The organism is Streptomyces sp. NPDC048636, from assembly GCF_040650655.1.
GTDB lineage: Bacteria > Actinomycetota > Actinomycetes > Streptomycetales > Streptomycetaceae > Streptomyces.
Genome location: NZ_JBEZHR010000001.1, coordinates 1,128,609 through 1,148,599, shown reverse-complemented (window position 1 = coordinate 1,148,599; position 19,991 = coordinate 1,128,609). Strand labels below are relative to the sequence as shown.

The following is a 19,991-nucleotide window of genomic DNA, read 5'->3' as shown; positions in this document are numbered from 1 at the left end:
CGGCCGCGGTCAGCCCTTGTCGAGGAACTCCTCCCGCTCCTCGTCCAGCAGTGCGGCGAGCGCGATGCGCAGCTCCGGATAGCCGGTCAGCTCCGGATCGGCCGCGACGATGGCGGTGGCCTCCTCCCGGGCCGCGGCGATGACCTCCTCGTCGTCGATGACCGCGAGCACCCGCAGCGAGGAGCGGGCCCCGGACTGGGCCTGGCCGAGCACATCGCCCTCACGGCGCTGCTCCAGGTCGATCCGGGACAGCTCGAAGCCGTCCAGGGTGGCGGCGACGGCGCCGAGCCGCGTCCGCGCGGGGCTGGCCTCGGGCATCTCGGTGACCAGCAGACACAGCCCGGGGGCGGAGCCACGGCCGACCCGGCCGCGCAGCTGGTGGAGCTGGGAGACGCCGAACCGGTCGGCGTCCATGATCACCATGGCGGTGGCGTTGGGGACGTTGACGCCGACCTCGATGACGGTGGTGGCGACCAGGACGTCGACCGCGCCCGCGGCGAAGCGGCGCATCACCTCGTCCTTGGCCTCCGGCTGCATCCGGCCGTGCAGCACCTCCACCCGCAGATCGCCCAGCGGGCCCGTGCCGAGCTGCTCGGCGACGTCCAGCACGGCCAGCGCGGGCCGCTTCTCGGCGTCGTCCCCCTCGTCGCCCTTCTCACCGGCCTCCCCGGATTTCTTCTGCCGGGCGGCCTTGGTCTCGTCCTCCTCGTCCCCGATCCGCGGGCAGACCACATACGCCTGGTGGCCGCCCGCCACCTCCTCGCGCACCCGCTCCCAGGCGCGGGCCAGGAAGTGCGGCTTGTCCTTGGCGGGCACCACATGGGAGGCGATCGGGGAGCGCCCGGCGGGCAGCTGGTCCAGGACGGAGGTCTCCAGATCGCCGAAGACGGTCATGGCCACGGTGCGCGGGATGGGGGTGGCCGTCATCACCAGCAGATGCGGAGGCTGCTTGCCCTTGGAGCGCAGCGCGTCCCGCTGCTCGACGCCGAAGCGGTGCTGCTCGTCGACGACCACAAGACCCAGATCGTGGAACCGGACCTTGTCCTCGATCAGCGCATGGGTGCCGATCACGATCCCGGCCTCACCGGTGACCAGGTCCAGCAGCGCCTGACGGCGGGCCGCGGCGCCCATGGAGCCGGTGAGCAGCACCACCTTGGTGCCCCGCTCGGCGCCGCCCAGCATGCCGCCCTCGGCCAGCGCGCCCATCATCTCGGTGATCGAGCGGTGGTGCTGCTGGGCGAGGACCTCGGTGGGCGCGAGCATCGCCGCCTGTCCCCCGGCGTCCACCACGCCCAGCATCGCCCGCAGCGCCACCATCGTCTTGCCCGAGCCCACCTCGCCCTGGAGCAGCCGGTGCATGGGGTGTTCGGTGGCGAGGTCGGCGAAGATCTGCTCGCTGACCCGGCGCTGGCCGTCGGTGAGGGTGAACGGCAGCCGGGCGTCGAACGCGGTGAGCAGACCGTCCTCGACGGGTCGGCGCGGGGCGGCGGGCAGTTGGGCGTCGGCCCGGCGGCGCCGGGCCAGGGCGACCTGGAGGACAAACGCCTCGTCCCATTTGAGGCGGTCCTTGGCGGCGGCGATATCCCCCTTGGTGCGCGGCCGGTGGATCTTGCGCAGCGCCTCGGGCAGGGTGGCCAGACCCCGGCCCTCCCGCAGCGCCTCGGGCAGCGGGTCCACCAGGTCGGCCAGGACGGCGTCCTCGGTGCCCGAGGGGCCCAGCACGGTGTCCACGGCCTGCTGGATCTGCCAGGACTCCATCTGCTTGCACGCCGGATACAGCGGCAGCAGCTGGTTGGCGAACGCCTCCACGGTGTCCGCGCCGCTGTCGGAGCCCAGCGTCTTGAACTCCGGATGGGCGAGCTGACGCTTGTGGTTGAAGACCGTGACCTTGCCCGCGAACATCCCGCGGGTCCCGGGGACCAGCTGGGACCGTGGCTTGTGGATGCCCTTGCCGAAGAAGACGAGCTGGAGGCGGCCGCTGCCGTCGGTGATGGTGACCTCGAGGCGCTGTCCGCGCCCCGCGTTGAACTTCAGCACCCGGGCGTCCGCGACCTGCGCGACGACGGTCACATGCTCGTCCAGGGGCAGATCGGCGAGACGGGTCAGCTCGCCGCGCTCCGCGTACCGCCGGGGGTAGTGATGGAGCAGATCGCCGACGGTGTGCAGGCCGAGGTGGTCGGCCATCACCTTCGCGGTGTTGCCGCCGAGGACCTTCTTCAGGGGTTCTTCGAGCACGGGCACGCGGTCCATTGCACACCACCGCACCGACAGACGGGATCAGGCAACGGGGTCATTCGATGCCTATGATCAGCGGCACGGAGGGCTGGCCGCCCCGGTAGACGACCGTGTCGACGGCGAAGTGCACCTCCCGGACGTGCCGTTCCAGCCGCTCGGCGAGCTCGTCGGGCAGCTCCTCGCCCAGCACCAGCGTCACCATCTCGCCGCCCGCGGCGAGCATCCGGTCGAGCACGGTCTCGGCGGTGGCCGCCAGCTCGGAGCCGATCACCGCCACATCGCCGTCGATCAGCCCCAGGACGTCCCCGGCCTGGCAGACCCCGGCCATGGTCCAGGACTGGCGCTCGGCGACGGCCAGTTCGGCGTAGCGGGTGGCGCCCGCGGCGGAGGTCATGGCGACGACGTCCTCGTCGAAGCTGCGGGCGGGCTCGTGGACGGCGAGCGCGGCGATGCCCTGGACCGCGGAGCGGGTGGGGATGACGGCGACCCGTACGCCCTCGGTGCGCGCCTGCGCGGCGGCGGCCGCCGCGCGGTACCGCAGCTCGGCGTCGTTGGGCAGCAGTACGACCTCGCGTGCGTGGGCCCGCCGGACGGCCTCGGCCAGCTCCCCGCTGGCGGGCGGTTCCCCGGGGCGGGTGGTGACCACGGTGGCCCCGGCCCCGGCGCACAGCGCGGCGAGCCCGTCGCCGGGGACGACGGCGACCACGGCGCGGGGCACGAGCGGGACGGCGGACGGCTCCTGGTCTCGCGGCTCCTCGGGACGGCGCCCGCCGGAGTCCGCCGCCGGGTGCTCCGGCTGACCCGCACCCGCGGCACCGAAGTGGGTGATGCGGATCCGGTACGGCCGTCCGGCCTGGATGCCCGCCTCCACGGCCGCGCCCGCGTCGTCCACATGGACATGGACGTTCCACAGCCCGTCGCCGCCGACGACCACGAGGGAGTCACCGAGCGCGTCCAGCCGCTCGCGCAGCCGGGCCACGGCCGTCTCGTCCGCCTCCAGCAGGTAGATCACCTCATAGCCGGGCCCGCCGGAGGGGGCCGCCCCGGCGGCGCAGTCCGAGGACCCGGAGGACCGCGGGGCGGCGACGGGCACGGTGTCGGCGGTGCGGGTGGTGGGGGTGCGGGTGGTGGGGGTGCGGGGACGTCCCGGGGCCGCGGGGGCCGCCGGGGCCGCCGGGGCCTCGCCCGACAGCGCCTCGGCCAGTCCGCCGAGAACGGTGACCAGGCCGTAGCCTCCGGCGTCGACGACACCCGCGCGGGCGAGCGCGTCGAGCTGTCCGGGGGTGGCCTGGAGCGCCGTGCGCGCCTCTTCGTACGCCGCCCGCGCCACCGTGCCGATGTCGCCGGTGGCCCGTTCGGCGCCCTCGGCCGCGGCCACGGCGACGGTCAGGACGGTGCCCTCCACCGGGTGCGCGACGGCCAGATAGGCCAGGTCGACCGCGCGCCGCAGGGCCCGCCGCAGCCCGTCGGCCTCGTCGTGCGCGCCGCCCGGGCCCGCGGCCTCCCCCGGGGCGCCGTCGGCCAGCACATCGGCCATGCCGCGCAGCAGCTGGGCCAGGATGGTGCCGGAGTTGCCCCGGGCACCGATCAGGGCGCCGTGGGCCATGGCGCGCACCACATCGGCGAGGGTGGGGCGGGAGGCGACGGACGAGGCGGCGTGGCCGTTGAAGGCGGCGTCGACGGCCTGGGCCGCGGATTCGACGGTGAGATACAGATTGGTGCCGGTGTCCCCGTCCGCGACCGGATAGACGTTGATCGCGTCGATCTCCTCGCGGGCCCGGCCCAGCGCGTCCAGCGCCAGCCCGCACCAGGTCCGTACCGCATCGGCGTCGAGCGTGGGCGGCACGTACGTCCTCCTCGGGAGGGCTGGGGCGGGGTCGGTCATCAGGTCATCGCAGGGTAGTCGCCGCCCTCGGCGGGTGCCGGGGCAGCCATGATAGTTTCGTTGTACGGGAGTGGCCGTTGTATGCTGCTCCGGTTGCCCGATGCGAATCGGGCCATTCCCCCAGGCGCAGCCGATCTCCCAAGATCTTGGCAACGTCCGGGGTTCCCGTAAGTGTCTGTCTCCTCGCGAGAAGCGAGGCTGACCCGTCTTTGGAGTAACCCGTGGCTGCCAACTGCGACGTCTGCGGCAAGGGGCCGGGCTTCGGCAACAACATCTCGCACTCGCACCGCCGCACCCGCCGTCGTTGGAACCCCAACATCCAGACGGTGCGCGCTGTGGTCGGTCGTACCCCGAAGCGGCTCAACGTCTGCACCTCGTGCATCAAGGCCGGCAAGGTCTCGCGCTAGGCGCACGGCCTCCCCGCTCACGCGGGATCCGGTGCTCAGGCCGGTCCACCGATGACGTGGACCGGCCTTTTCGCGTGCTCTGGGGCGTACCCTTGGCGGCCTTCCGCCCGGATTCCGGCCCGGTTTCCGGGGTCACAGCCAGCCGTGGTCGACCGGGCCGATGCCCCCGCCCAGCGGAAACCCCTCCGCGATGGCGCCGGTGACGTACTGCTTGGCGGCCGTGACGGCCCGCGGCACGTCCTCGCCGCCCGCCAGATAGGTGGCGACTGCCGACGCGAGGGTGCAGCCCGTGCCGTGCGTATGGCGGTTGTCATAGCGCGGCGCCCGCAGCCAGTGCTCCTCGGTGCCGTCGGTGAGCAGATCCACCGCGTCGCCCGTCAGATGACCGCCCTTGATCAGCGCCCAGCGCGGGCCGAGGGCCAGGACCGCCGCGGCCGCGCGCCGCAGATCGTCCTCCGACTCCACGCGCACACCGGTGAGCTGGGCGACCTCGTCCAGGTTGGGCGTGGCCACCGTGGCGGTCGGCAGCAGTTTGGTGCGCACCGCGTCGAGCGCGTCGGTGGCCAGCAGCGCGTCACCGTGTTTGGAGACCCCCACCGGGTCGACGACCACCGGAACGGTGAGCTCCGCCAGCAGCGCGGCGACGGTCTCGACCAGTGGGGCGGTGGCCAGCATCCCGGTCTTGACCGCCTGGACGCCGATGTCGTCGACCACACTGCGGAACTGGGCCCGGACCGCGTCCGCGGGCAGTTCCCAGGCGCCCTGTACGCCCAGCGAGTTCTGAGCGGTCACCGCGGTGATCACACTCATCCCGTGGGCGCCCAGGGCCAGCATCGTCTTCAGATCGGCCTGGATACCCGCACCGCCGCCGGAGTCGGACCCGGCGACGGTGAGCACCCGTACGGGACCCGCGGCGGTGCGTGCCAGCCGCGGCGGACGGGCGGGAGGCTGATGACGAGAGGAGAGCGACATACGGCCGAATCTACTCGGCGCTCTTCTCTTCCCCGAAGTGGTCCCACCCCGCGTGCAGCCAGGGGGCGCCGTCCACCGTCACCTGGGGCAGCGCCGAGGGGTTGAGCACCTCGCCGATCACCTTCCAGCGGGCGGGCAGTTTCACATCGGGCGGGAAGGTGGCCACGATCGCGTGGTCCTCTCCCCCGCTGAGCACCCACTGCAACGGATCGACGCCCACCGCCTGTCCGATGTCCGACATCTGCGAGGGGATGTCGATGTCCCCCGCGCGCAGATCGATCCGCACCCCGCTGGCCTCCGCGATATGCCCGAGGTCGGCGACCAGACCGTCGCTCACATCGGTCATGGCGGTCGCGCCGAGCCCGGCGGCCGCGGGGCCCGCGTGGTACGGCGGTTCCGGGCGACGGTGCGCCTCCACGAAGGCGCGCGGGGAGCGGAAACCGCGGGAGAGCACCGCATGTCCGGCCGCCGACCAGCCAAGCCAGCCGGTGACCGCGACAACATCCCCCGGCTGGGCACCGGATCGGGTGACCGGCTCATGGTTGCGCAGATCGCCCAGCGCGGTGATCGCGACGGTGATGGTGTCACCGCGCACCACATCGCCACCGGCCACCGCGGCGCCCGCCACCTGGCATTCGTCGCGGATGCCGTCCATCAGCTCGGTCGGCCAGGTCACCGGCAGATCGGCCGGCACCACCAGACCGAGCAGCAGCGCCGTCGGCACCGCGCCCATCGCCGCGATATCGGCCAGGTTCTGGGCCGCGGCCTTCCGGCCCACGTCATAGGCGGTGGACCAGTCCCGGCGGAAGTGGCTGCCCTCCAACAGCACATCGGTGCTCGCCACCACCCTGCGGTCGGGTGCGGCCACGACCGCCGCGTCGTCACCGGGCCCCAGCTTCACCGCCGGGGTAGTGGTGAGACGTGAAGTGAGCTCCCTGATGAGCCCGAACTCCCCCAACTCGCCCACGGTGCCCTTCATCCCATTGCCCCTTCGTACTGATGGCTCGTTGCCCGCCGCGCCGCGCACCGAGCGCGGGTCTCCCCGAGCCGCATGGCGACGCGGTACCGTGGCGTCCCTTCTCCCCACATGATCCTCGTAGCCGCCCTGGAGGTTCCGTGGTACAGGCGTACATCCTGATCCAGACCGAGGTCGGCAAGGCGTCGACCGTCGCCGACCTGATCGCCAAGCTGCCGGGGGTGATACAGGCCGAGGACGTCACCGGACCGTACGACGTGATCGTGCGCGCCCAGGCCGACACGGTCGATGAGCTGGGACGCATGGTGGTCGCCAAGGTCCAGCAAGTGGAGGGCATCACGCGTACCCTCACCTGCCCGGTGGTCCATCTGTAGCCCCCGTATCATCGAACGGTGAATTCCGCACACCGTAGTTCCACCCGAAAGTTCGCCCCGCTGGCGGCCACCGCGGCCTTGGTCATGTTCTCGGTGGCCGGATGCTCGTTCACCGAGGATTCCGACGACTCCGGAGCCCCAGCGGTTCCCAAGCCGACAAAGCAGGCGGCCGCCTTGTGCCGGGCGCTGCACAAGGAGCTCCCCGGCACCGTCAACGGGCTGGAGCGGCGCACCACCGAACCCGCTTCGGATTTCACCGCCGTCTGGGGTGACCCCGCCGTGCAGCTGCGCTGCGGGGTCTCCCGGCCCGCCGCGGCCACGACCGCGACCCGCTCCGCCGGAGTCAACGGCGTCGAGTGGCTGCCCGAGAAGCGGGACGGCGGCTATCGCTTCACCACCGTACTGCGCCGGGCGTATGTCGAGGTGACGGTGCCGGAGAAGTACGCGCCGGAGGTCGACCCGCTGATCGACCTCGCGAGCGCCGTCAAGAAGACCGTGCCCGAGGGCGTGGCCTGAGGTCAGCGCAGCCCCGTGGAGCGGCGCAGCGCCGCCTGGATCAGCCGGTCGACCAGCTCCGGGTAGCCGACGCCGCTCTCCTGCCACATCCGCGGGTACATCGAGATCGGGGTGAACCCGGGCATGGTGTTCACCTCGTTGATCACGAACTCGCCGTTCTCCAGCAGGAAGAAGTCGGCGCGCACCAGGCCCTCGCAGGACACCGCGTCGAACGCACGCACCGCGAGCTCCTGGACCCGCAGGGTCTCCTCCTCGGTGAGCGGTGCGGGCACCACACCGGGGGCGGAGTCGATGTACTTGGCCTCGAAGTCGTAGAAGTCGTGGGTGGAGACCGGCGGGATCTCGGCCGGCACACTGGCGCGCGGGCCGTCCTCGAACTCCAGCACCCCGCATTCGATCTCGCGGCCGCGCAGCAGCGCCTCCACGAGGACCTTGGGGTCGTGGGCCCGTGCCTCCTCGATCGCGGCGTCAAGACCGGCGGCGTCGTCGACCTTGGTGATGCCGATGGACGAACCGGCGCGGGAGGGCTTCACGAAGACCGGCCAGCCGTGCTCCTCGGCGAAGTCCACGATCTTGCGGCGGGCGGCCGAGGGGTCCTTCTCCCATTCGCGGGGGCGGATCACCTCGTACGGGCCGACCGGCAGCCCGAAGGAGACGAACACCCGCTTCATGTACTCCTTGTCCATGCCGACGGCGGAGGCGAGCACGCCCGCGCCCACATAGGGCACCCCGGACAGCTCCAGCAGCCCCTGGAGGGTGCCGTCCTCGCCGTAGGGGCCGTGCAGCATGGGGAAGACCACATCGACGTCGCCCAGCGCCTTGGGCACCGAGCCTGGCTCGCTGAAGACGACCTCGCGGTTGCCCGGGTCGACGGGGAGCACGACCGAGCCTTCCGCCGACTCGGCGAGCCCGGCGACGGTCGGCAGCCGGCGGTTGGCGATGGCCATCCGCTCGGGCTCGTCGGCGGTCAGGGCCCAACGGCCGTCCGAGGTGATGCCGATCGGCAGCACGTCGTACTTCTCACGGTCGATCGCCCGCAGCACCGCGCCCGCGGTGACCACGGAGATGGCGTGTTCGGAGCTGCGCCCGCCGAAGACGACGGCGACGCGCGGCTTCCGCGGCTCACCCTCGGAGGTGGCCGGGACAGGGCGGGGGGAAGGGGTCTGGCTGCTCATATCGCGTTGAGATTACCTTGCGGTTCCCTTGCCGTCAGTGCCGCTCGGCCTTGGCGCTGCGCGACATCAGCTCTTTGAGTGCGACCAGCGGCTGTTTGCCGTCGTGCACGATGCCGACCACGGTTTCGGTGAGCGGCATGTCGACATCGTGGCGCCGGGCGAGATCGGCCACGGACTCGCACGACTTGACACCCTCCGCGGTCTGCCGGGTGACCGCGATGGTCTCCTCCAGCGTCATCCCGCGGCCCAGGTTGGTGCCGAAGGTGTGATTGCGGGAGAGCGGGGAGGAGCAGGTGGCGACCAGGTCGCCCATGCCCGCCAGGCCCGCGAAGGTGTGGGCGTCGGCGCCCATCGCCAGACCGAGCCGGGTCGTCTCGGCCAGTCCGCGGGTGATCAGCGACGCCTTGGCGTTGTCGCCCAGGCCCATGCCGTCGGCGATCCCCACGGCCAGCGCGATCACGTTCTTCACGGCGCCGCCCAGTTCACAGCCGACCACGTCGGTGTTGGTGTACGGGCGGAAGTACGGGGTGTGGCAGGCGGTCTGGAGGCGGCGGGCCACACCCTCGTCACGGCAGGCCACGACGGACGCGGCGGGCTGCCGGGCGGCGATCTCCCGGGCCAGGTTGGGGCCGGTGAGCACGGCCACCCGCCCTGCCACCCCGGCACCGGGCGACGCCTTGCCGACGACCTCCTCGATGACCTCGCTCATCCGCTTGGCGGTGCCGAGTTCGACGCCCTTCATCAGGGAGACCAGCACGGTGTCGGCGGGCAGCAGCGGGGCCCATCCGGCGAGGTTCTCACGCAGCGTCTGGGAGGGCACCGCGAGCACGGTGAACTCAGCGTCCCGGGCGGCCTCGGCGGGGTCCGTGGTGGCCCGCACGCCGCGCGGCAGCTCGGTACCGGGGAGATAGTCGGGGTTGGTGCGACCGGTGTTGATCGCGTCCACCAGCCCGGCACGGCGGCCCCACAGCGTCACCTCGCACCCGGCGTCGGCGAGCACCATGGCGAACGCGGTGCCCCAGGAGCCGGTGCCGAAGACGGCGCAGCGCGTCACTTGCTCTCCTCTTCGGCCACGGGGCGCGGCTGGTCGGCGGAGTGGGGGCGGGCGGCCGGGATGTCCTTGGCGCGGACGGGCACTGCCTCTCCGCGTACTTCGGCGAGGAGGTCGGTGATGGCGGCCATGATGGCCTCGGTGGCGGCCCGCAGCACCTCGGCGGTGGGCTCCTGGCCGTAGTACGCGGACAGGTCCACCGGCGGTCCGGCGTGCACCTTGAGGGTCTTGCGGGGGAAGAGGCGGACCTTCTTCTGCTTGGCGTACGGCGGTACGGCCTCGTTGGCGCCCCACTGGGCGACCGGGATCACGGGCGCCTTGGTGAGCAGCGCGACGCGGGCCGCACCGGTCTTGCCCCGCATCGGCCACATCTCGGGGTCGCGGGTGAGGGTGCCCTCGGGATAGAACGCCACGCACTCGCCCTTGTTGATGGCGTCCACGGCGGCCCTGAAGGCGTTGGCCGCGTCGGTGGACTCGCGGTAGACCGGGATCTGGCCGGTCCCGCGCAGGAAGGTTCCGACGAAGCTGCCCCGGAAGAGGGCGGCCTTGGCGAGGAAGCGCGGCACCCGTCCGGTGTTGTACTGGAAGTGCGCGTAGGAGAGCGGGTCGAGATACGAGTTGTGGTTGATCGCGGTGATAAATCCACCGTCGGCGGGAATGTGCTCCATTCCGTGCCAGTCGCGCTTGAACAGAACCACCAGCGGCGGTTTGACCAAGACCGCTGCCATGCGGTACCAGATGCCGATTCTGCGGCCGGACACTCGGAACATCCTCCTCTTTGACCCTGCTGACCTGCTCGCTTGCTGCCGTCCGGGCAGCCGCACAAGTGTCGCTCCAGGTACCCGGTATGTCGAGGACACCGTAACCCCGCACGTCCTGGGCGAGCCGGGCACCGGGTGAGAATGAGGCCCGTGGGAACAAACGCAGCCCGTGTGGCATGGACGCTGGTGGTGCCGCTGAAACCGCTGGCACGGGCCAAGAGCCGGCTCTCCGAGGCGGCCGGGGACGCGCTGCGGCCGGGGCTGGCGCTGGCGTTCGCGCTGGACACCGTGGCGGCGGCGCTGGCGGCCGGTCTGGTGCGGGGGGTGACCGTGGTCACCGACGACCCGCTCGCCGGGCGCGAGCTGTCGGCGCTGGGCGCCCGGATCGTGCCCGACCCACCGGGCAGCGGGCTGAACGCGGCGCTCGCGCACGCCGCGCGCGCGGTCCGGGAGGAACACCCAGGAGCCGCCGTAGCGGCGCTGAACGCCGATCTCCCGGCCTTGCGGTCCGCGGAGCTCGACCAGGTGCTCGACATCGCTTCCGGCCTCTCACGCGCCTTTCTGGCCGACGCGGCGGGGGTGGGCACGACCCTGCTCTCGGCGGCACCGGGCACGGAGCTCGCCCCGGCCTTCGGCGGACCCTCGCGGGCCCGGCACCGGGCGTCGGGGGCGCGGGAGATCGAGCTGGCCGGGGTGGACTCGGTACGGCGCGACGTGGACACCGGCGAGGACCTGCGCGCGGCGCTGGCACTGGGCGTCGGCCCGCACACCGCCCGCCGCTTGGGTGCGGCGACCGCGTCCGGCCCGGAACCGGGGCCCGTTCCCGCGGCCGGGGCCCGGCCGCGCGCACCGGAACCGACCCGCGGCGAGGGCTAGGGCCCTTGTCCCGTACGGTGCCCGCCGACCGGGGGCCGCTGGCGGACGGCGCCGCACTAGGCTGGCGGTCATGCAGGGAACCGCGTACACCTACGACCCCGAGACCCGCGCCGGAAGCGTGCTGCTCGACGACGGCACCCCGTTGCCCTTCGACGCGGCGGCCTTCGACGCCGGGGGGCTGCGGATGCTGCGCCCGGGACAGCGGGTGCGGATCGAGGTGGCGGGCGAGGGCGAGGACCGCCGCGTGGTCCTCGTGACCCTCCAGACCTTCTGAACGCCCTGGAAACACCGCGGGCCGGGCTCCCCGAGGGAGCCCGGCCCGGCGCGTGACGTACGGCGGTGCGCCGCTGACTAGCGCTTCCTGGCGGTGGTCTTCTTGGCCGTCTTGCGCGCGGCGGTCTTGCGCGCGGGAGCCTTCTTCGCCGTGGCCTTCTTGGTCGCCGTCTTCTTGGCGGTCGCCTTCTTGGCCGTGGTCTTCTTCGCCGCGGTCTTCTTCGCGGTGGTCTTCTTCGCCGCCGTCTTCTTGGCGGTGGTCTTCTTGGCGGTGGTCTTCTTCGCCGTGGCCTTCTTGGCGGCCGCCTTCTTGGCGGCGACCTGGAGGCTGCCCTTGGGGGCCTTCTTCACGGCGACCTCGCCACCGCGCGGGAGCTTCTTCGAGCCGCTCACCAGGTCCTTGAAGCCCTGGCCCGCGCGGAAGCGGGGCACGGAGGTCTTCTTGACCCGGACCCGCTCACCGGTCTGCGGGTTCCGGGCGTACCGGGCAGGACGCTCCACCTTCTCGAACGAGCCGAATCCGGTGACCGAAACTCGATCCCCGCCGACGACCGCGCGGACGATGGCATCCAGGACCGCGTCGACCGCTTCGGCGGCGTTCTGTCGGCCGCCGACCTTGTCGGCAATCGCTTCTACGAGCTGCGCCTTGTTCACGTCTTCCCCTTCGGAGACATCGCCGGAACGAATGTGTTCAGGCTTTTTCGCACGTTAGGCAGATATATACCGCAAATCAAACACGAAACGGGCTAATCACCCTTGTGCCGCAACGTACTCGATCGTCACGGACTTCCGTCGGAGTCGGGATCTTGGGGGAAACGCCCCTCGTCGAGGTCGTTCATCAACCGCTCCAGACGCCTTGCCGCGTCTGCGAGATCGTGTTTCGCCGCCGAGGTGATGACCAGCAGCTTCCGGGACAGCGCCATCCGTACGCCCTCCGGGACTTGCAGTGTGCGCACCCTTGTGTGCGCTTCCTTGAGTCGGGCGGCGACAAGACCGTAGAGCTCGAGTTGGCCGTCGCGTTCCATGCACTGATTGTGCCATCTGAGGCGAGTTGTCGCTTCACGGGGCCTCAACATGACGATGCGCCGCCAGTCCGAGGACCGGCGGCGCATCATGCCAAACCTGCTCTGTACAGCGAGAACCGGGGGGTCAGAGCTGCACCGTACGGGGCTTGAAGGAAGGACGAGTCGCCTCGTACGCGGCGATGTCGGCCTCCTCCCTCAGGGTGAGGCTGATGTCATCCAGGCCCTCCAGAAGCCGCCAGCGGGCGTTCTCGTCAAGCTCAAAATCAGCCGTGATGCCTTCGGCGCGCACCTGGCGGTCGACGAGGTCCACGGAGACCTCCGCGGCCGGGTCGGATTCCACCAGCTGCCACAGCCGGTCCACCGTCTCCTGCGGCAGCACGACGGTCAGCAGGCCGTTCTTGAGGGAGTTGCCGCGGAAGATATCGGCGAATCGGGCGGAGATGACGGCCTTGAAGCCGTAGTTCTGGAGCGCCCACACCGCGTGTTCACGCGAGGAGCCGGTGCCGAAGTCCGGTCCGGCCACCAGGACGGTCCCGCCCTTGTGCTCGGGGCGGTTGAGCACGAACTCCGGGTCCTTGCGCCAGGCCTCGAACAGCCCGTCCTCGAAGCCGTCGCGGGTGACCTTCTTGAGCCAGTGCGCGGGGATGATCTGGTCGGTGTCGACGTTGCTGCGGCGCAGTGGTACGGCCCGGCCGGTGTGCGTGGTGAATGCTTCCATGACTGCTCAGGCCCCCACGGGAACGGTTGCGTCGACGTCGGACAGATCGGCGGGCGAGGCCAGATGGCCCAGTACCGCGGTGGCGGCGGCCACCTGCGGGGAGACCAGATGGGTACGGCCGCCCTTGCCCTGCCTGCCCTCGAAGTTGCGGTTGGAGGTGGAGGCCGACCGCTCACCGGGGGCGAGCTGGTCGGGGTTCATGCCCAGACACATCGAGCAGCCGGCGTGCCGCCACTCGGCACCTGCCGCGGTGAACACCTTGTCCAGACCCTCCTCGACGGCCTGGAGCGACACCCGTACCGAACCGGGGACCACCAGCATCCGCACGCCGTCGGCCACCGAACGGCCCTGGAGGACCGAGGCGGCGGAGCGCAGGTCCTCGATGCGGCCGTTGGTGCAGGAGCCGACGAAAACGGTGTCCACCGCGATGTCGCGCAGCGGCTGACCAGCCGTCAGACCCATGTACTCCAGGGCCTTCTCGGCGGCCAGCTTCTCGCTCGCGTCCTCGTAGGAGGCGGGGTCGGGCACCGAGGCCGACAGGGGCGCGCCCTGGCCGGGGTTGGTGCCCCAGGTGACGAACGGGGCCAGCTCGGAAGCGTCGATGACGACCTCGCGGTCGAAGACGGCGTCCTCGTCGCTGCGCAGGGTTCGCCAGTACGCGACGGCGGCGTCCCAGTCGGCGCCCTCGGGGGCGTGCGGACGGCCCTCCAGATAGCGGAACGTGGTCTCGTCCGGCGCGATCATGCCCGCGCGGGCGCCCGCCTCGATGGACATGTTGCACACGGTCATCCGGGCCTCCATCGAGAGCTTCTCGATGGCGGAGCCGCGGTACTCCAGCACATAGCCCTGACCGCCGCCGGTGCCGATCCTGGCGATGATCGCCAGGATCAGGTCCTTGGCGGTGACGCCCTCGGGCAGCTCGCCCTCGACGGTGATCGCCATGGTCTTGAACGGCGCCAGCGGCAGCGTCTGGGTGGCGAGCACATGCTCGACCTGGCTGGTGCCGATGCCGAACGCCAGCGCGCCGAACGCGCCGTGGGTGGAGGTGTGGCTGTCACCGCAGACCACGGTGGTGCCGGGCTGGGTCAGTCCCAGCTGCGGTCCCACCACGTGGACAACGCCCTGCTCGACATCGCCGAGCGGATGCAGCCGGACGCCGAACTCCGCGCAGTTCTTGCGCAGCGTCTCCAACTGGGCGCGGGAGACCGGGTCGGCGATCGGCTTGTCGATGTCGAGGGTCGGGGTGTTGTGGTCCTCGGTGGCAATGGTGAGGTCGGTGCGACGGACCTGGCGCCCGGCCTTGCGCAGGCCGTCGAACGCCTGCGGGCTGGTCACCTCGTGCAGCAGGTGCAGATCGATGAAGAGGAGGTCGGGCTCGCCTTCGGCGTGCCGGACGACATGGTCGTCCCAGACCTTCTCCGCGAGTGTCCGTCCCATCGCTTTCCCTCCGGCCGGCGTCGCCGCGCGGCCCAAACTCGGATCGAGTGCGTGCCCTGGTCGTGCGGGCCCGCCATTCCAGAGTGGCGGGTCTCCCGCGAAATTGAACTTGCGTTTCACAGTGTGAGACGCGAGTATCGTTGCATGGACAACTCTAGTGGCGTCGGCGTTCTCGACAAGGCGGCTCTGGTTCTGAGCGCTCTGGAGTCCGGTCCGGCCACCCTCGCCGGGCTGGTCGGGGCGACGGGCCTGGCGCGCCCCACGGCACACCGGCTGGCGGTGGCGCTCGAGCACCACCGCATGGTGGCGCGCGATATGCAGGGCCGGTTCATCCTGGGCCCGCGCCTGGCCGAGCTGGCCGCGGCGGCGGGTGAGGACCGGCTGCTCGCCACGGCCGGACCGGTGCTCACGCACTTGCGGGACGTGACGGGCGAGAGCGCGCAGCTCTACCGGCGCCAGGGCGATATGCGGATCTGCGTGGCGGCGGCGGAGCGGCTGTCCGGACTGCGGGACACCGTGCCGGTCGGCTCCACACTGCCCATGAAGGCCGGCTCGGCCGCCCAGGTGCTGATGGCCTGGGAGGAGCCGGAGCGGCTGCACCGCGGTCTCCAGGGGGCCCGCTTCACGGCCACGGCCCTGTCGGGCGTACGGCGGCGGGGCTGGGCCCAGTCGATCGGCGAGCGGGAGCCGGGCGTGGCCTCGGTCTCCGCCCCGGTGCGCGGACCCTCCAACCGCGTGGTCGCCGCCGTCTCGGTCTCCGGACCGATCGAGCGGCTGACCCGCCACCCGGGCCGGATGCACGCCCAGGCCGTCATCGACGCCGCCGCGCGGCTCAGCGACGCCCTGCGCCGGGGCCACTGACCCCCGCACCCCCGCCGCGCCGCGGGGGCGTGCGCGCCTCAGGCGCCCTTCAGCGACAGCCGGTCGGCCGCGCGGTCCCCACGACGGCCGACCGGAACCACTCCGGCGGCCTTGCCCAGGCCGAATTCCGGCATGTTGAGGTACACCGACTCATGGGCCCCGGCCGGGACCACATAGGTCTCGTGCCAGAAGCCGACCCTGCCCTTGCCCTCCCGCATCCGGCGGTTGAACGCCGCCCAGGCCGGGCGGTGCTCCTTGTCCTGGGCCACGGAGTACGCCAGCAGCTTCTCGTGCGACGACCAGTACTGGACCACGTAGATCACCCGCGGCGGGCCGAACAGCAGCTGATAGCCGAGCATCCCGCTCCCCTTGTCCCGCGAGAGCTCGCGCAGCATCCGCGGCATCGCCTTGAACACCGGCAGCCAGCTGCCCAGCGCCCGGAAGCGGTTGATGCGCATCCCGATCAGGAAGACGGTCACGTCCCCCTCGGCAGCGGCGGTCATACGTCCCGCATACAGCTCGGCACCCATGGTGATCCCCTCGTCCCTCGCCTTGTACGATTGGATAGCGTCACTATCTATGAGTTAGATAGTGCCACTCTCCAAGGGAAGGTGCAACAGGTATGCGACTGGCGGAGCTCAGCGAGCGCAGCGGGGTGTCCACCGCGACGATCAAGTACTACCTGCGCGAGGGGCTGCTGCCGCAGGGCGAGCGGATCACCGCCACCAAGGCCGAGTACGGCGAGGAGCATCTGCGCCGACTGCGGCTGGTCCGGGCGCTGATCCAGGTCGGCCGGGTTCCGGTGTCCACCGCCCGGCAGGTGCTGGACGCCGCCGAGGACGCATCACTCAGCGAGCCCAGCCGGATGGGAGCCGCGGTCTGGGCGCTGCCGCACGGCCCCGAACCCGACGCGGACGACGCCGCGACGGCCCTCGCCCGGGAGCAGGTGGACACGCTGCTGGAGCGGCTGGCGTGGACGCGCTGCCAGGAGCTGGGCGACGCCTCCCCCGCGTACCGGATGCTGGTGTCGGCCATCGCGACCCTGGACCGCCTCGGATATCCGCATGAGACCGGCCACTTGCAGCTGCACGCCCGGCTCGCGGCCGAACTGGCCGTCGCGGACCTGGATCTGGTGGAGACCTACACCCCGCAGGAGCGGATCGAGGCGGTCGTCGCACTGACCGTGCTGTACGAACCGGTGTTGCTGAGCCTGCGGCGGCTTGCCGAGACCGAGGAGTCCTACCGGCGCTTCGCGTCCTGAGGGACGCGCCCGGGGCACCGCCCCGGACCCGGAACGGCGAAAGGCCCTCCGCATCACGCGGAGGGCCTTGTCCCTGTACCCCCGACCGGATTCGAACCGGCGCTACCGCCTTGAGAGGGCGGCGTGCTAGGCCGCTACACAACGGGGGCCTGATCAGCACAAGCTGTACTGCGCTGGGCTACCAGGACTCGAACCTAGACTAAATGAACCAGAATCACTCGTGCTGCCAATTACACCATAGCCCATGGTATAGACCAGTACCCCCGACCGGATTCGAACCGGCGCTACCGCCTTGAGAGGGCGGCGTGCTAGGCCGCTACACAACGGGGGCTCTAGCGCTCCTTCGTTTCCGAAGGAAGCCGTACCCCCGACCGGATTCGAACCGGCGCTACTGCCTTGAGAGGGCAGCGTGCTAGGCCGCTACACAACGGGGGCTTGGTCCTGCTGGGTCAAGAGATTCCCGAAGAATCCGAGAAGATCTCTTGCTGGGGTACCAGGACTCGAACCTAGACTAAGTGAACCAGAATCACTCGTGCTGCCAATTACACCATACCCCACCAAAACGCCACCCCCGTAGGGGTTTTGTTTGGCTTGCGCCTCCGGTCCGGCCTCTCGGCCCGGCCGTCCGGCGCAGGAAGAACATTACCCGATGGTGGACGGGCCACCAAAACGGATTCGCCGTGCGGGGGCGCCGCGTGCCGGGCACCCGGCGCCCCGTGGCACCAGGTCCTGTCCGGTGGTCCACCGGACAGGACCTAGGCGGCCAGCTTCGCCAGCGCCGCGTCGATCCGGGCGAGTGTGCGCTCGCGCCCCAGGATCTCCAGCGACTCGAACAGCGGCAGCCCGACCGTGCGGCCGGTGACCGCGACCCGCACCGGGGCCTGGGCCTTGCCCAGCTTGAGGCCGTGCTCCTCACCGGCGGCGAGGACCGCCTCCTTGAGCGGCTCGGCCGCCCACTCCGCCTCTGCCAGCCTGGCCCGGGCGGTGGTGAGCAGGGCGTCCGCGCCCGGCTTCATGGCCTTCGTCCAGGACGCCTCGTCGGCCACCGGCTCGGCGAGGAAGAGGAAGTCGACGTTGGCGGTGATGTCGGACAGCACCGTCAGCCGGGTCTGGGCCAGCGGCGCCAGCGCCTCGAAGGCCGCGGCGTCGAACCGCTCCGGGTCCCAGGGCGCGTGCGGCGGCTGGAGCCAGGGAGCACACGCCTCGATGAACGCCTTCGCATCCAGCCGGCGGATGTGATCGGCGTTGATCGCCTCCGCCTTCTTCAGGTCGAAGCGGGCCGGGTTGGCGTTCACCCCGTCGATGTCGAACGCCGCGACCATCTCGTCGATCGAGAAGACGTCCTGGTCGGCCGAGAGCGACCAGCCCAGCAGGGACAGGTAGTTGAGCAGCCCCTCGGGCAGGAAGCCGCGCTCCCGGTAGAGGTTCAGCGAGGACTCGGGGTCGCGCTTGGAGAGCTTCTTGTTGCCCTCGCCCATGACGTACGGGAGGTGGCCGAAGGCGGGCACCAGACCGCCGCCCACCCCGATCCCGGCCAGTGCGCGGTACAGCGCGATCTGGCGCGGGGTGGAGGACAGCAGATCCTCACCGCGCAGCACATGGGTGATCTCCATCAGCGCGTCGTCCACCGGGTTGACGAGCGTGTAGAGCGGCGCGCCGTTGGCCCGCACGATGCCGTAGTCCGTCACGTTCTCCGGTGTGAAGGTGAGCTCGCCGCGGACCAGGTCGGTGAAGGTGATCGGCTCATCGGGCATCCGGAAGCGGACGATCGAGGAACGCCCCTCCGCCTCGTACGCCGCGATCTGCTCGGGGGTCAGGGTGCGGCAGGCGCCGTCGTAACCGGAGGGACGTCCGGCCTTGCGTGCGGCCTCGCGGCGCTCCTCCAGCTCCGCGGCGGTGCAGTAGCAGCGGTAGGCGTGTCCGGCCTCCAGCAGCTTGTCCGCGACCTCGCGGTAGATGTCCATCCGCTGCGACTGGCGGTAGGGCGCGTGCGGACCGCCGACCTCGGGGCCCTCGTCCCAGTCGAAGCCCAGCCAGCGCATCGCGTCCAGCAGCTGTTCGTACGACTCCTCGGAGTCGCGGGCCGCGTCGGTGTCCTCGATGCGGAAGACCAGGGTGCCGCCGTGGTGGCGGGCGAACGCCCAGTTGAACAGAGCGGTGCGGACCAGGCCGACATGCGGGTTGCCGGTCGGCGAGGGACAGAAACGAACCCGCACGGGGGCGGAGGAGCTTGCGCTAGCCACGCTTGATCACCTTGTTGGTGAGAGTGCCGATGCCTTCGATGGTGACGGCGACCTCGTCGCCGACGGAGAGCGGGCCCACGCCCGCCGGAGTGCCGGTGAGCACCACGTCGCCCGGGAGGAGCGTCATGGCCTCGGTGATGTGCACGATCAGATCCTCGACCGGGCGCACCATCTCGCTCGTACGGCCCAGCTGACGCTGTTCGCCGTTGACCGTGCACATGATGCCGAGGTCCGCGGCGCGCGTCAGGTCGATATCGGTCTCCACCCAGGGGCCCAGCGGGCAGGAGGTGTCGAAGCCCTTGGCCCGTGCCCACTGGTCCTCACGGCGCTGCACATCCCGCGCGGTGATGTCGTTGGCGCAGGTGTAGCCGAGGATGACGTCCTTGACGCGCTCCCGCGGGACCTCGCGGCACATCCGGCCGATGACCACGGCCAGCTCCGCCTCGTAGTGCACCTCGGAGGAGAAGGAGGGGTACACGACCGGGTCACCGGGACCGGTCACCGAGGTGGACGGCTTGAAGAAGGTGACCGGGACATCGGGGACCTCGCTGCCGAGCTCGGCGGCGTGCGCACGGTAGTTGCGGCCGATCGCCACGACCTTGTTCGGCAGCACGGGCGGCAGCAGCCGGACCTTGCTCAGCGGGATCTTCTGTCCCGAGCGCTCGAAGTCGGCGAAGGGATGGCCCTTGATGATGTCGATGACCGGGCCGTCCTGGCCGGACGGCTCACCCTCGACCACTCCGAAGGCGACGTTGCCGTCGATGGAGAACCTGGCGATGCGCACGGGAAGCTGCTGCCCCTTAACTGGACTCGCTGGAACTGACGCTCCAGGCTATCGCTCCGCGTCCCGCGCGCCGCCGCGTCCTCGGCCGGGGCGGTGGTGTCCGCCGCGGCCGGCCGCCCGGGCGGTCCCGGGTCCGGTATCGGTCCGGTGTCGGTTGGGCG

21 protein-coding genes and 5 tRNA genes are annotated in these 19,991 nt (G+C 71.2%); 7 read left to right on the top strand and 19 right to left on the bottom strand.

All coding sequences use genetic code 11. From position 1 onward, the window contains the following. Nucleotides 1-9: 9 nt before the first annotated feature. Nucleotides 10-2,250, bottom strand: a complete 2,241-nt coding sequence (gene recG, locus AB0C66_RS05245) for an ATP-dependent DNA helicase RecG (protein WP_362432982.1) — start codon at nucleotides 2,248-2,250, stop codon at nucleotides 10-12. 40 nt (nucleotides 2,251-2,290) lie between these two features. Continuing rightward, nucleotides 2,291-4,120, bottom strand: a complete 1,830-nt coding sequence (locus AB0C66_RS05240; protein ID WP_362432980.1) for a DAK2 domain-containing protein — start codon at nucleotides 4,118-4,120, stop codon at nucleotides 2,291-2,293. Between the two features lie 221 nt (nucleotides 4,121-4,341). Between AB0C66_RS05240 and rpmB the strand changes: the two genes are divergently transcribed. Continuing rightward, nucleotides 4,342-4,527, top strand: coding sequence for a 50S ribosomal protein L28 (gene rpmB / locus AB0C66_RS05235; protein ID WP_009714771.1), 186 nt, complete (start codon nucleotides 4,342-4,344; stop codon nucleotides 4,525-4,527). A gap of 132 nt (nucleotides 4,528-4,659) precedes the next feature. Here the strand turns inward: rpmB and thiD are convergent, their stop codons facing one another. Together thiD and AB0C66_RS05225 are read right to left on the bottom strand one after the other, a co-directional pair. Next, a complete protein-coding gene (thiD, locus tag AB0C66_RS05230; protein WP_362433397.1) occupies nucleotides 4,660-5,454 on the bottom strand; it encodes a bifunctional hydroxymethylpyrimidine kinase/phosphomethylpyrimidine kinase in 795 nt (264 codons plus the stop codon). Nucleotides 5,455-5,509: 55 nt separating this feature from the next. Beyond that, complete coding sequence (locus tag AB0C66_RS05225) at nucleotides 5,510-6,478, bottom strand: thiamine-phosphate kinase (protein ID WP_362432976.1); 969 nt, start codon at nucleotides 6,476-6,478, stop codon at nucleotides 5,510-5,512. 137 nt (nucleotides 6,479-6,615) lie between these two features. Here AB0C66_RS05225 and AB0C66_RS05220 point away from each other — a divergent pair, with 137 nt between their 5' ends. Together AB0C66_RS05220 and AB0C66_RS05215 are read left to right on the top strand one after the other, a co-directional pair. Next, a complete protein-coding gene (locus AB0C66_RS05220; protein ID WP_362432974.1) occupies nucleotides 6,616-6,849 on the top strand; it encodes an Lrp/AsnC ligand binding domain-containing protein in 234 nt (77 codons plus the stop codon). An 84-nt stretch (nucleotides 6,850-6,933) separates the two neighbouring features. Continuing rightward, entirely contained in the window at nucleotides 6,934-7,365 is a 432-nt protein-coding gene (locus tag AB0C66_RS05215) for a DUF3515 domain-containing protein (protein WP_362433395.1), read from the top strand. 2 nt (nucleotides 7,366-7,367) lie between these two features. On the opposite strand, the gene AB0C66_RS05210 is transcribed toward AB0C66_RS05215, so the two are convergent. The 3 genes from AB0C66_RS05210 to AB0C66_RS05200 are packed head-to-tail and all read right to left on the bottom strand — an operon-like array spanning nucleotide 7,368 to nucleotide 10,352. After that, a complete protein-coding gene (locus tag AB0C66_RS05210) occupies nucleotides 7,368-8,540 on the bottom strand; it encodes a D-alanine--D-alanine ligase family protein (protein WP_362432972.1) in 1,173 nt (390 codons plus the stop codon). A gap of 34 nt (nucleotides 8,541-8,574) precedes the next feature. Then, complete coding sequence (locus tag AB0C66_RS05205) at nucleotides 8,575-9,594, bottom strand: NAD(P)H-dependent glycerol-3-phosphate dehydrogenase (RefSeq protein ID WP_362432969.1); 1,020 nt, start codon at nucleotides 9,592-9,594, stop codon at nucleotides 8,575-8,577. Continuing rightward, a complete protein-coding gene (locus AB0C66_RS05200; protein ID WP_362432966.1) occupies nucleotides 9,591-10,352 on the bottom strand; it encodes a lysophospholipid acyltransferase family protein in 762 nt (253 codons plus the stop codon). The genes AB0C66_RS05205 and AB0C66_RS05200 overlap by 4 nt, the downstream gene beginning before the upstream one ends. 141 nt (nucleotides 10,353-10,493) lie before the next feature. Here AB0C66_RS05200 and cofC point away from each other — a divergent pair, with 141 nt between their 5' ends. Together cofC and AB0C66_RS05190 are read left to right on the top strand one after the other, a co-directional pair. Further along, nucleotides 10,494-11,228: a 2-phospho-L-lactate guanylyltransferase gene (gene cofC / locus AB0C66_RS05195; protein WP_362432963.1), complete on the top strand. Its 735-nt coding sequence runs from the start codon at nucleotides 10,494-10,496 to the stop codon at nucleotides 11,226-11,228. 70 nt (nucleotides 11,229-11,298) lie between these two features. Then, complete coding sequence (locus AB0C66_RS05190; RefSeq protein WP_362432961.1) at nucleotides 11,299-11,502, top strand: hypothetical protein; 204 nt, start codon at nucleotides 11,299-11,301, stop codon at nucleotides 11,500-11,502. 77 nt (nucleotides 11,503-11,579) lie between these two features. Here the strand turns inward: AB0C66_RS05190 and AB0C66_RS05185 are convergent, their stop codons facing one another. The 4 genes from AB0C66_RS05185 to leuC form a co-directional block, all read right to left on the bottom strand. After that, nucleotides 11,580-12,155, bottom strand: coding sequence for an HU family DNA-binding protein (locus AB0C66_RS05185; protein ID WP_362432959.1), 576 nt, complete (start codon nucleotides 12,153-12,155; stop codon nucleotides 11,580-11,582). 125 nt (nucleotides 12,156-12,280) lie between these two features. After that, nucleotides 12,281-12,526: a hypothetical protein gene (locus AB0C66_RS05180; RefSeq protein ID WP_362432956.1), complete on the bottom strand. Its 246-nt coding sequence runs from the start codon at nucleotides 12,524-12,526 to the stop codon at nucleotides 12,281-12,283. A 124-nt stretch (nucleotides 12,527-12,650) separates the two neighbouring features. Further along, nucleotides 12,651-13,244: a 3-isopropylmalate dehydratase small subunit gene (gene leuD / locus AB0C66_RS05175; RefSeq protein ID WP_362432954.1), complete on the bottom strand. Its 594-nt coding sequence runs from the start codon at nucleotides 13,242-13,244 to the stop codon at nucleotides 12,651-12,653. Nucleotides 13,245-13,250: 6 nt separating this feature from the next. After that, nucleotides 13,251-14,681, bottom strand: coding sequence for a 3-isopropylmalate dehydratase large subunit (gene leuC / locus AB0C66_RS05170; RefSeq protein ID WP_362432951.1), 1,431 nt, complete (start codon nucleotides 14,679-14,681; stop codon nucleotides 13,251-13,253). Nucleotides 14,682-14,825: 144 nt separating this feature from the next. On the opposite strand from leuC, the gene ndgR reads away from it, so the two are divergent. Then, nucleotides 14,826-15,542, top strand: coding sequence for an IclR family transcriptional regulator NdgR (gene ndgR / locus AB0C66_RS05165; RefSeq protein WP_362432948.1), 717 nt, complete (start codon nucleotides 14,826-14,828; stop codon nucleotides 15,540-15,542). Between the two features lie 38 nt (nucleotides 15,543-15,580). Here the strand turns inward: ndgR and AB0C66_RS05160 are convergent, their stop codons facing one another. Then, the gene (locus tag AB0C66_RS05160) at nucleotides 15,581-16,072 is read right to left on the bottom strand and encodes a DUF4188 domain-containing protein (protein WP_362432946.1); all 492 of its coding nucleotides are present in this window, start codon (nucleotides 16,070-16,072) and stop codon (nucleotides 15,581-15,583) included. A gap of 92 nt (nucleotides 16,073-16,164) precedes the next feature. Between AB0C66_RS05160 and AB0C66_RS05155 the strand changes: the two genes are divergently transcribed. Continuing rightward, nucleotides 16,165-16,803 (top strand): MerR family transcriptional regulator, encoded by a 639-nt coding sequence (locus AB0C66_RS05155; protein WP_362432944.1) that lies wholly within the window; start codon nucleotides 16,165-16,167, stop codon nucleotides 16,801-16,803. 76 nt (nucleotides 16,804-16,879) lie between these two features. Here AB0C66_RS05155 and AB0C66_RS05150 read toward each other — a convergent pair. The 7 genes from AB0C66_RS05150 to AB0C66_RS05120 form a co-directional block, all read right to left on the bottom strand. After that, a tRNA-Glu gene (locus tag AB0C66_RS05150) sits at nucleotides 16,880-16,952 on the bottom strand. A gap of 24 nt (nucleotides 16,953-16,976) precedes the next feature. Then, a tRNA-Gln gene (locus AB0C66_RS05145) sits at nucleotides 16,977-17,048 on the bottom strand. A 13-nt stretch (nucleotides 17,049-17,061) separates the two neighbouring features. After that, nucleotides 17,062-17,134 (bottom strand) — tRNA-Glu (locus AB0C66_RS05140). Between the two features lie 31 nt (nucleotides 17,135-17,165). Next, nucleotides 17,166-17,238 (bottom strand) — tRNA-Glu (locus tag AB0C66_RS05135). 50 nt (nucleotides 17,239-17,288) lie between these two features. Beyond that, a tRNA-Gln gene (locus tag AB0C66_RS05130) sits at nucleotides 17,289-17,360 on the bottom strand. 198 nt (nucleotides 17,361-17,558) lie between these two features. After that, the gene (gene gltX, locus AB0C66_RS05125; protein ID WP_362432942.1) at nucleotides 17,559-19,046 is read right to left on the bottom strand and encodes a glutamate--tRNA ligase; all 1,488 of its coding nucleotides are present in this window, start codon (nucleotides 19,044-19,046) and stop codon (nucleotides 17,559-17,561) included. After that, complete coding sequence (locus tag AB0C66_RS05120) at nucleotides 19,039-19,830, bottom strand: fumarylacetoacetate hydrolase family protein (RefSeq protein WP_362432940.1); 792 nt, start codon at nucleotides 19,828-19,830, stop codon at nucleotides 19,039-19,041. Before AB0C66_RS05120 ends, gltX begins: the two co-directional genes overlap by 8 nt. Nucleotides 19,831-19,991: the final 161 nt, after the last annotated feature.

Excerpts from the sequence above, each read along its gene's own strand:
- recG (WP_362432982.1), bottom strand. The coding sequence starts at position 2,250 with ATGGACCGCGTGCCCGTGCTCGAAGAACCCCTGAAGAAGGTCCTCGGC.
- AB0C66_RS05240 (WP_362432980.1), bottom strand. The coding sequence starts at position 4,120 with ATGACCGACCCCGCCCCAGCCCTCCCGAGGAGGACGTACGTGCCGCCC.
- AB0C66_RS05225 (WP_362432976.1), bottom strand. The coding sequence starts at position 6,478 with ATGAAGGGCACCGTGGGCGAGTTGGGGGAGTTCGGGCTCATCAGGGAG.
- AB0C66_RS05215 (WP_362433395.1), top strand. The coding sequence starts at position 6,934 with ATGTTCTCGGTGGCCGGATGCTCGTTCACCGAGGATTCCGACGACTCC.
- AB0C66_RS05210 (WP_362432972.1), bottom strand. The coding sequence starts at position 8,540 with ATGAGCAGCCAGACCCCTTCCCCCCGCCCTGTCCCGGCCACCTCCGAG.
- cofC (WP_362432963.1), top strand. The coding sequence starts at position 10,494 with ATGAGGCCCGTGGGAACAAACGCAGCCCGTGTGGCATGGACGCTGGTG.
- AB0C66_RS05190 (WP_362432961.1), top strand. The coding sequence starts at position 11,299 with ATGCAGGGAACCGCGTACACCTACGACCCCGAGACCCGCGCCGGAAGC.
- AB0C66_RS05180 (WP_362432956.1), bottom strand. The coding sequence starts at position 12,526 with ATGGAACGCGACGGCCAACTCGAGCTCTACGGTCTTGTCGCCGCCCGA.
- leuD (WP_362432954.1), bottom strand. The coding sequence starts at position 13,244 with ATGGAAGCATTCACCACGCACACCGGCCGGGCCGTACCACTGCGCCGC.
- leuC (WP_362432951.1), bottom strand. The coding sequence starts at position 14,681 with ATGGGACGGACACTCGCGGAGAAGGTCTGGGACGACCATGTCGTCCGG.
- ndgR (WP_362432948.1), top strand. The coding sequence starts at position 14,826 with ATGGACAACTCTAGTGGCGTCGGCGTTCTCGACAAGGCGGCTCTGGTT.
- AB0C66_RS05160 (WP_362432946.1), bottom strand. The coding sequence starts at position 16,072 with ATGGGTGCCGAGCTGTATGCGGGACGTATGACCGCCGCTGCCGAGGGG.
- AB0C66_RS05155 (WP_362432944.1), top strand. The coding sequence starts at position 16,165 with ATGCGACTGGCGGAGCTCAGCGAGCGCAGCGGGGTGTCCACCGCGACG.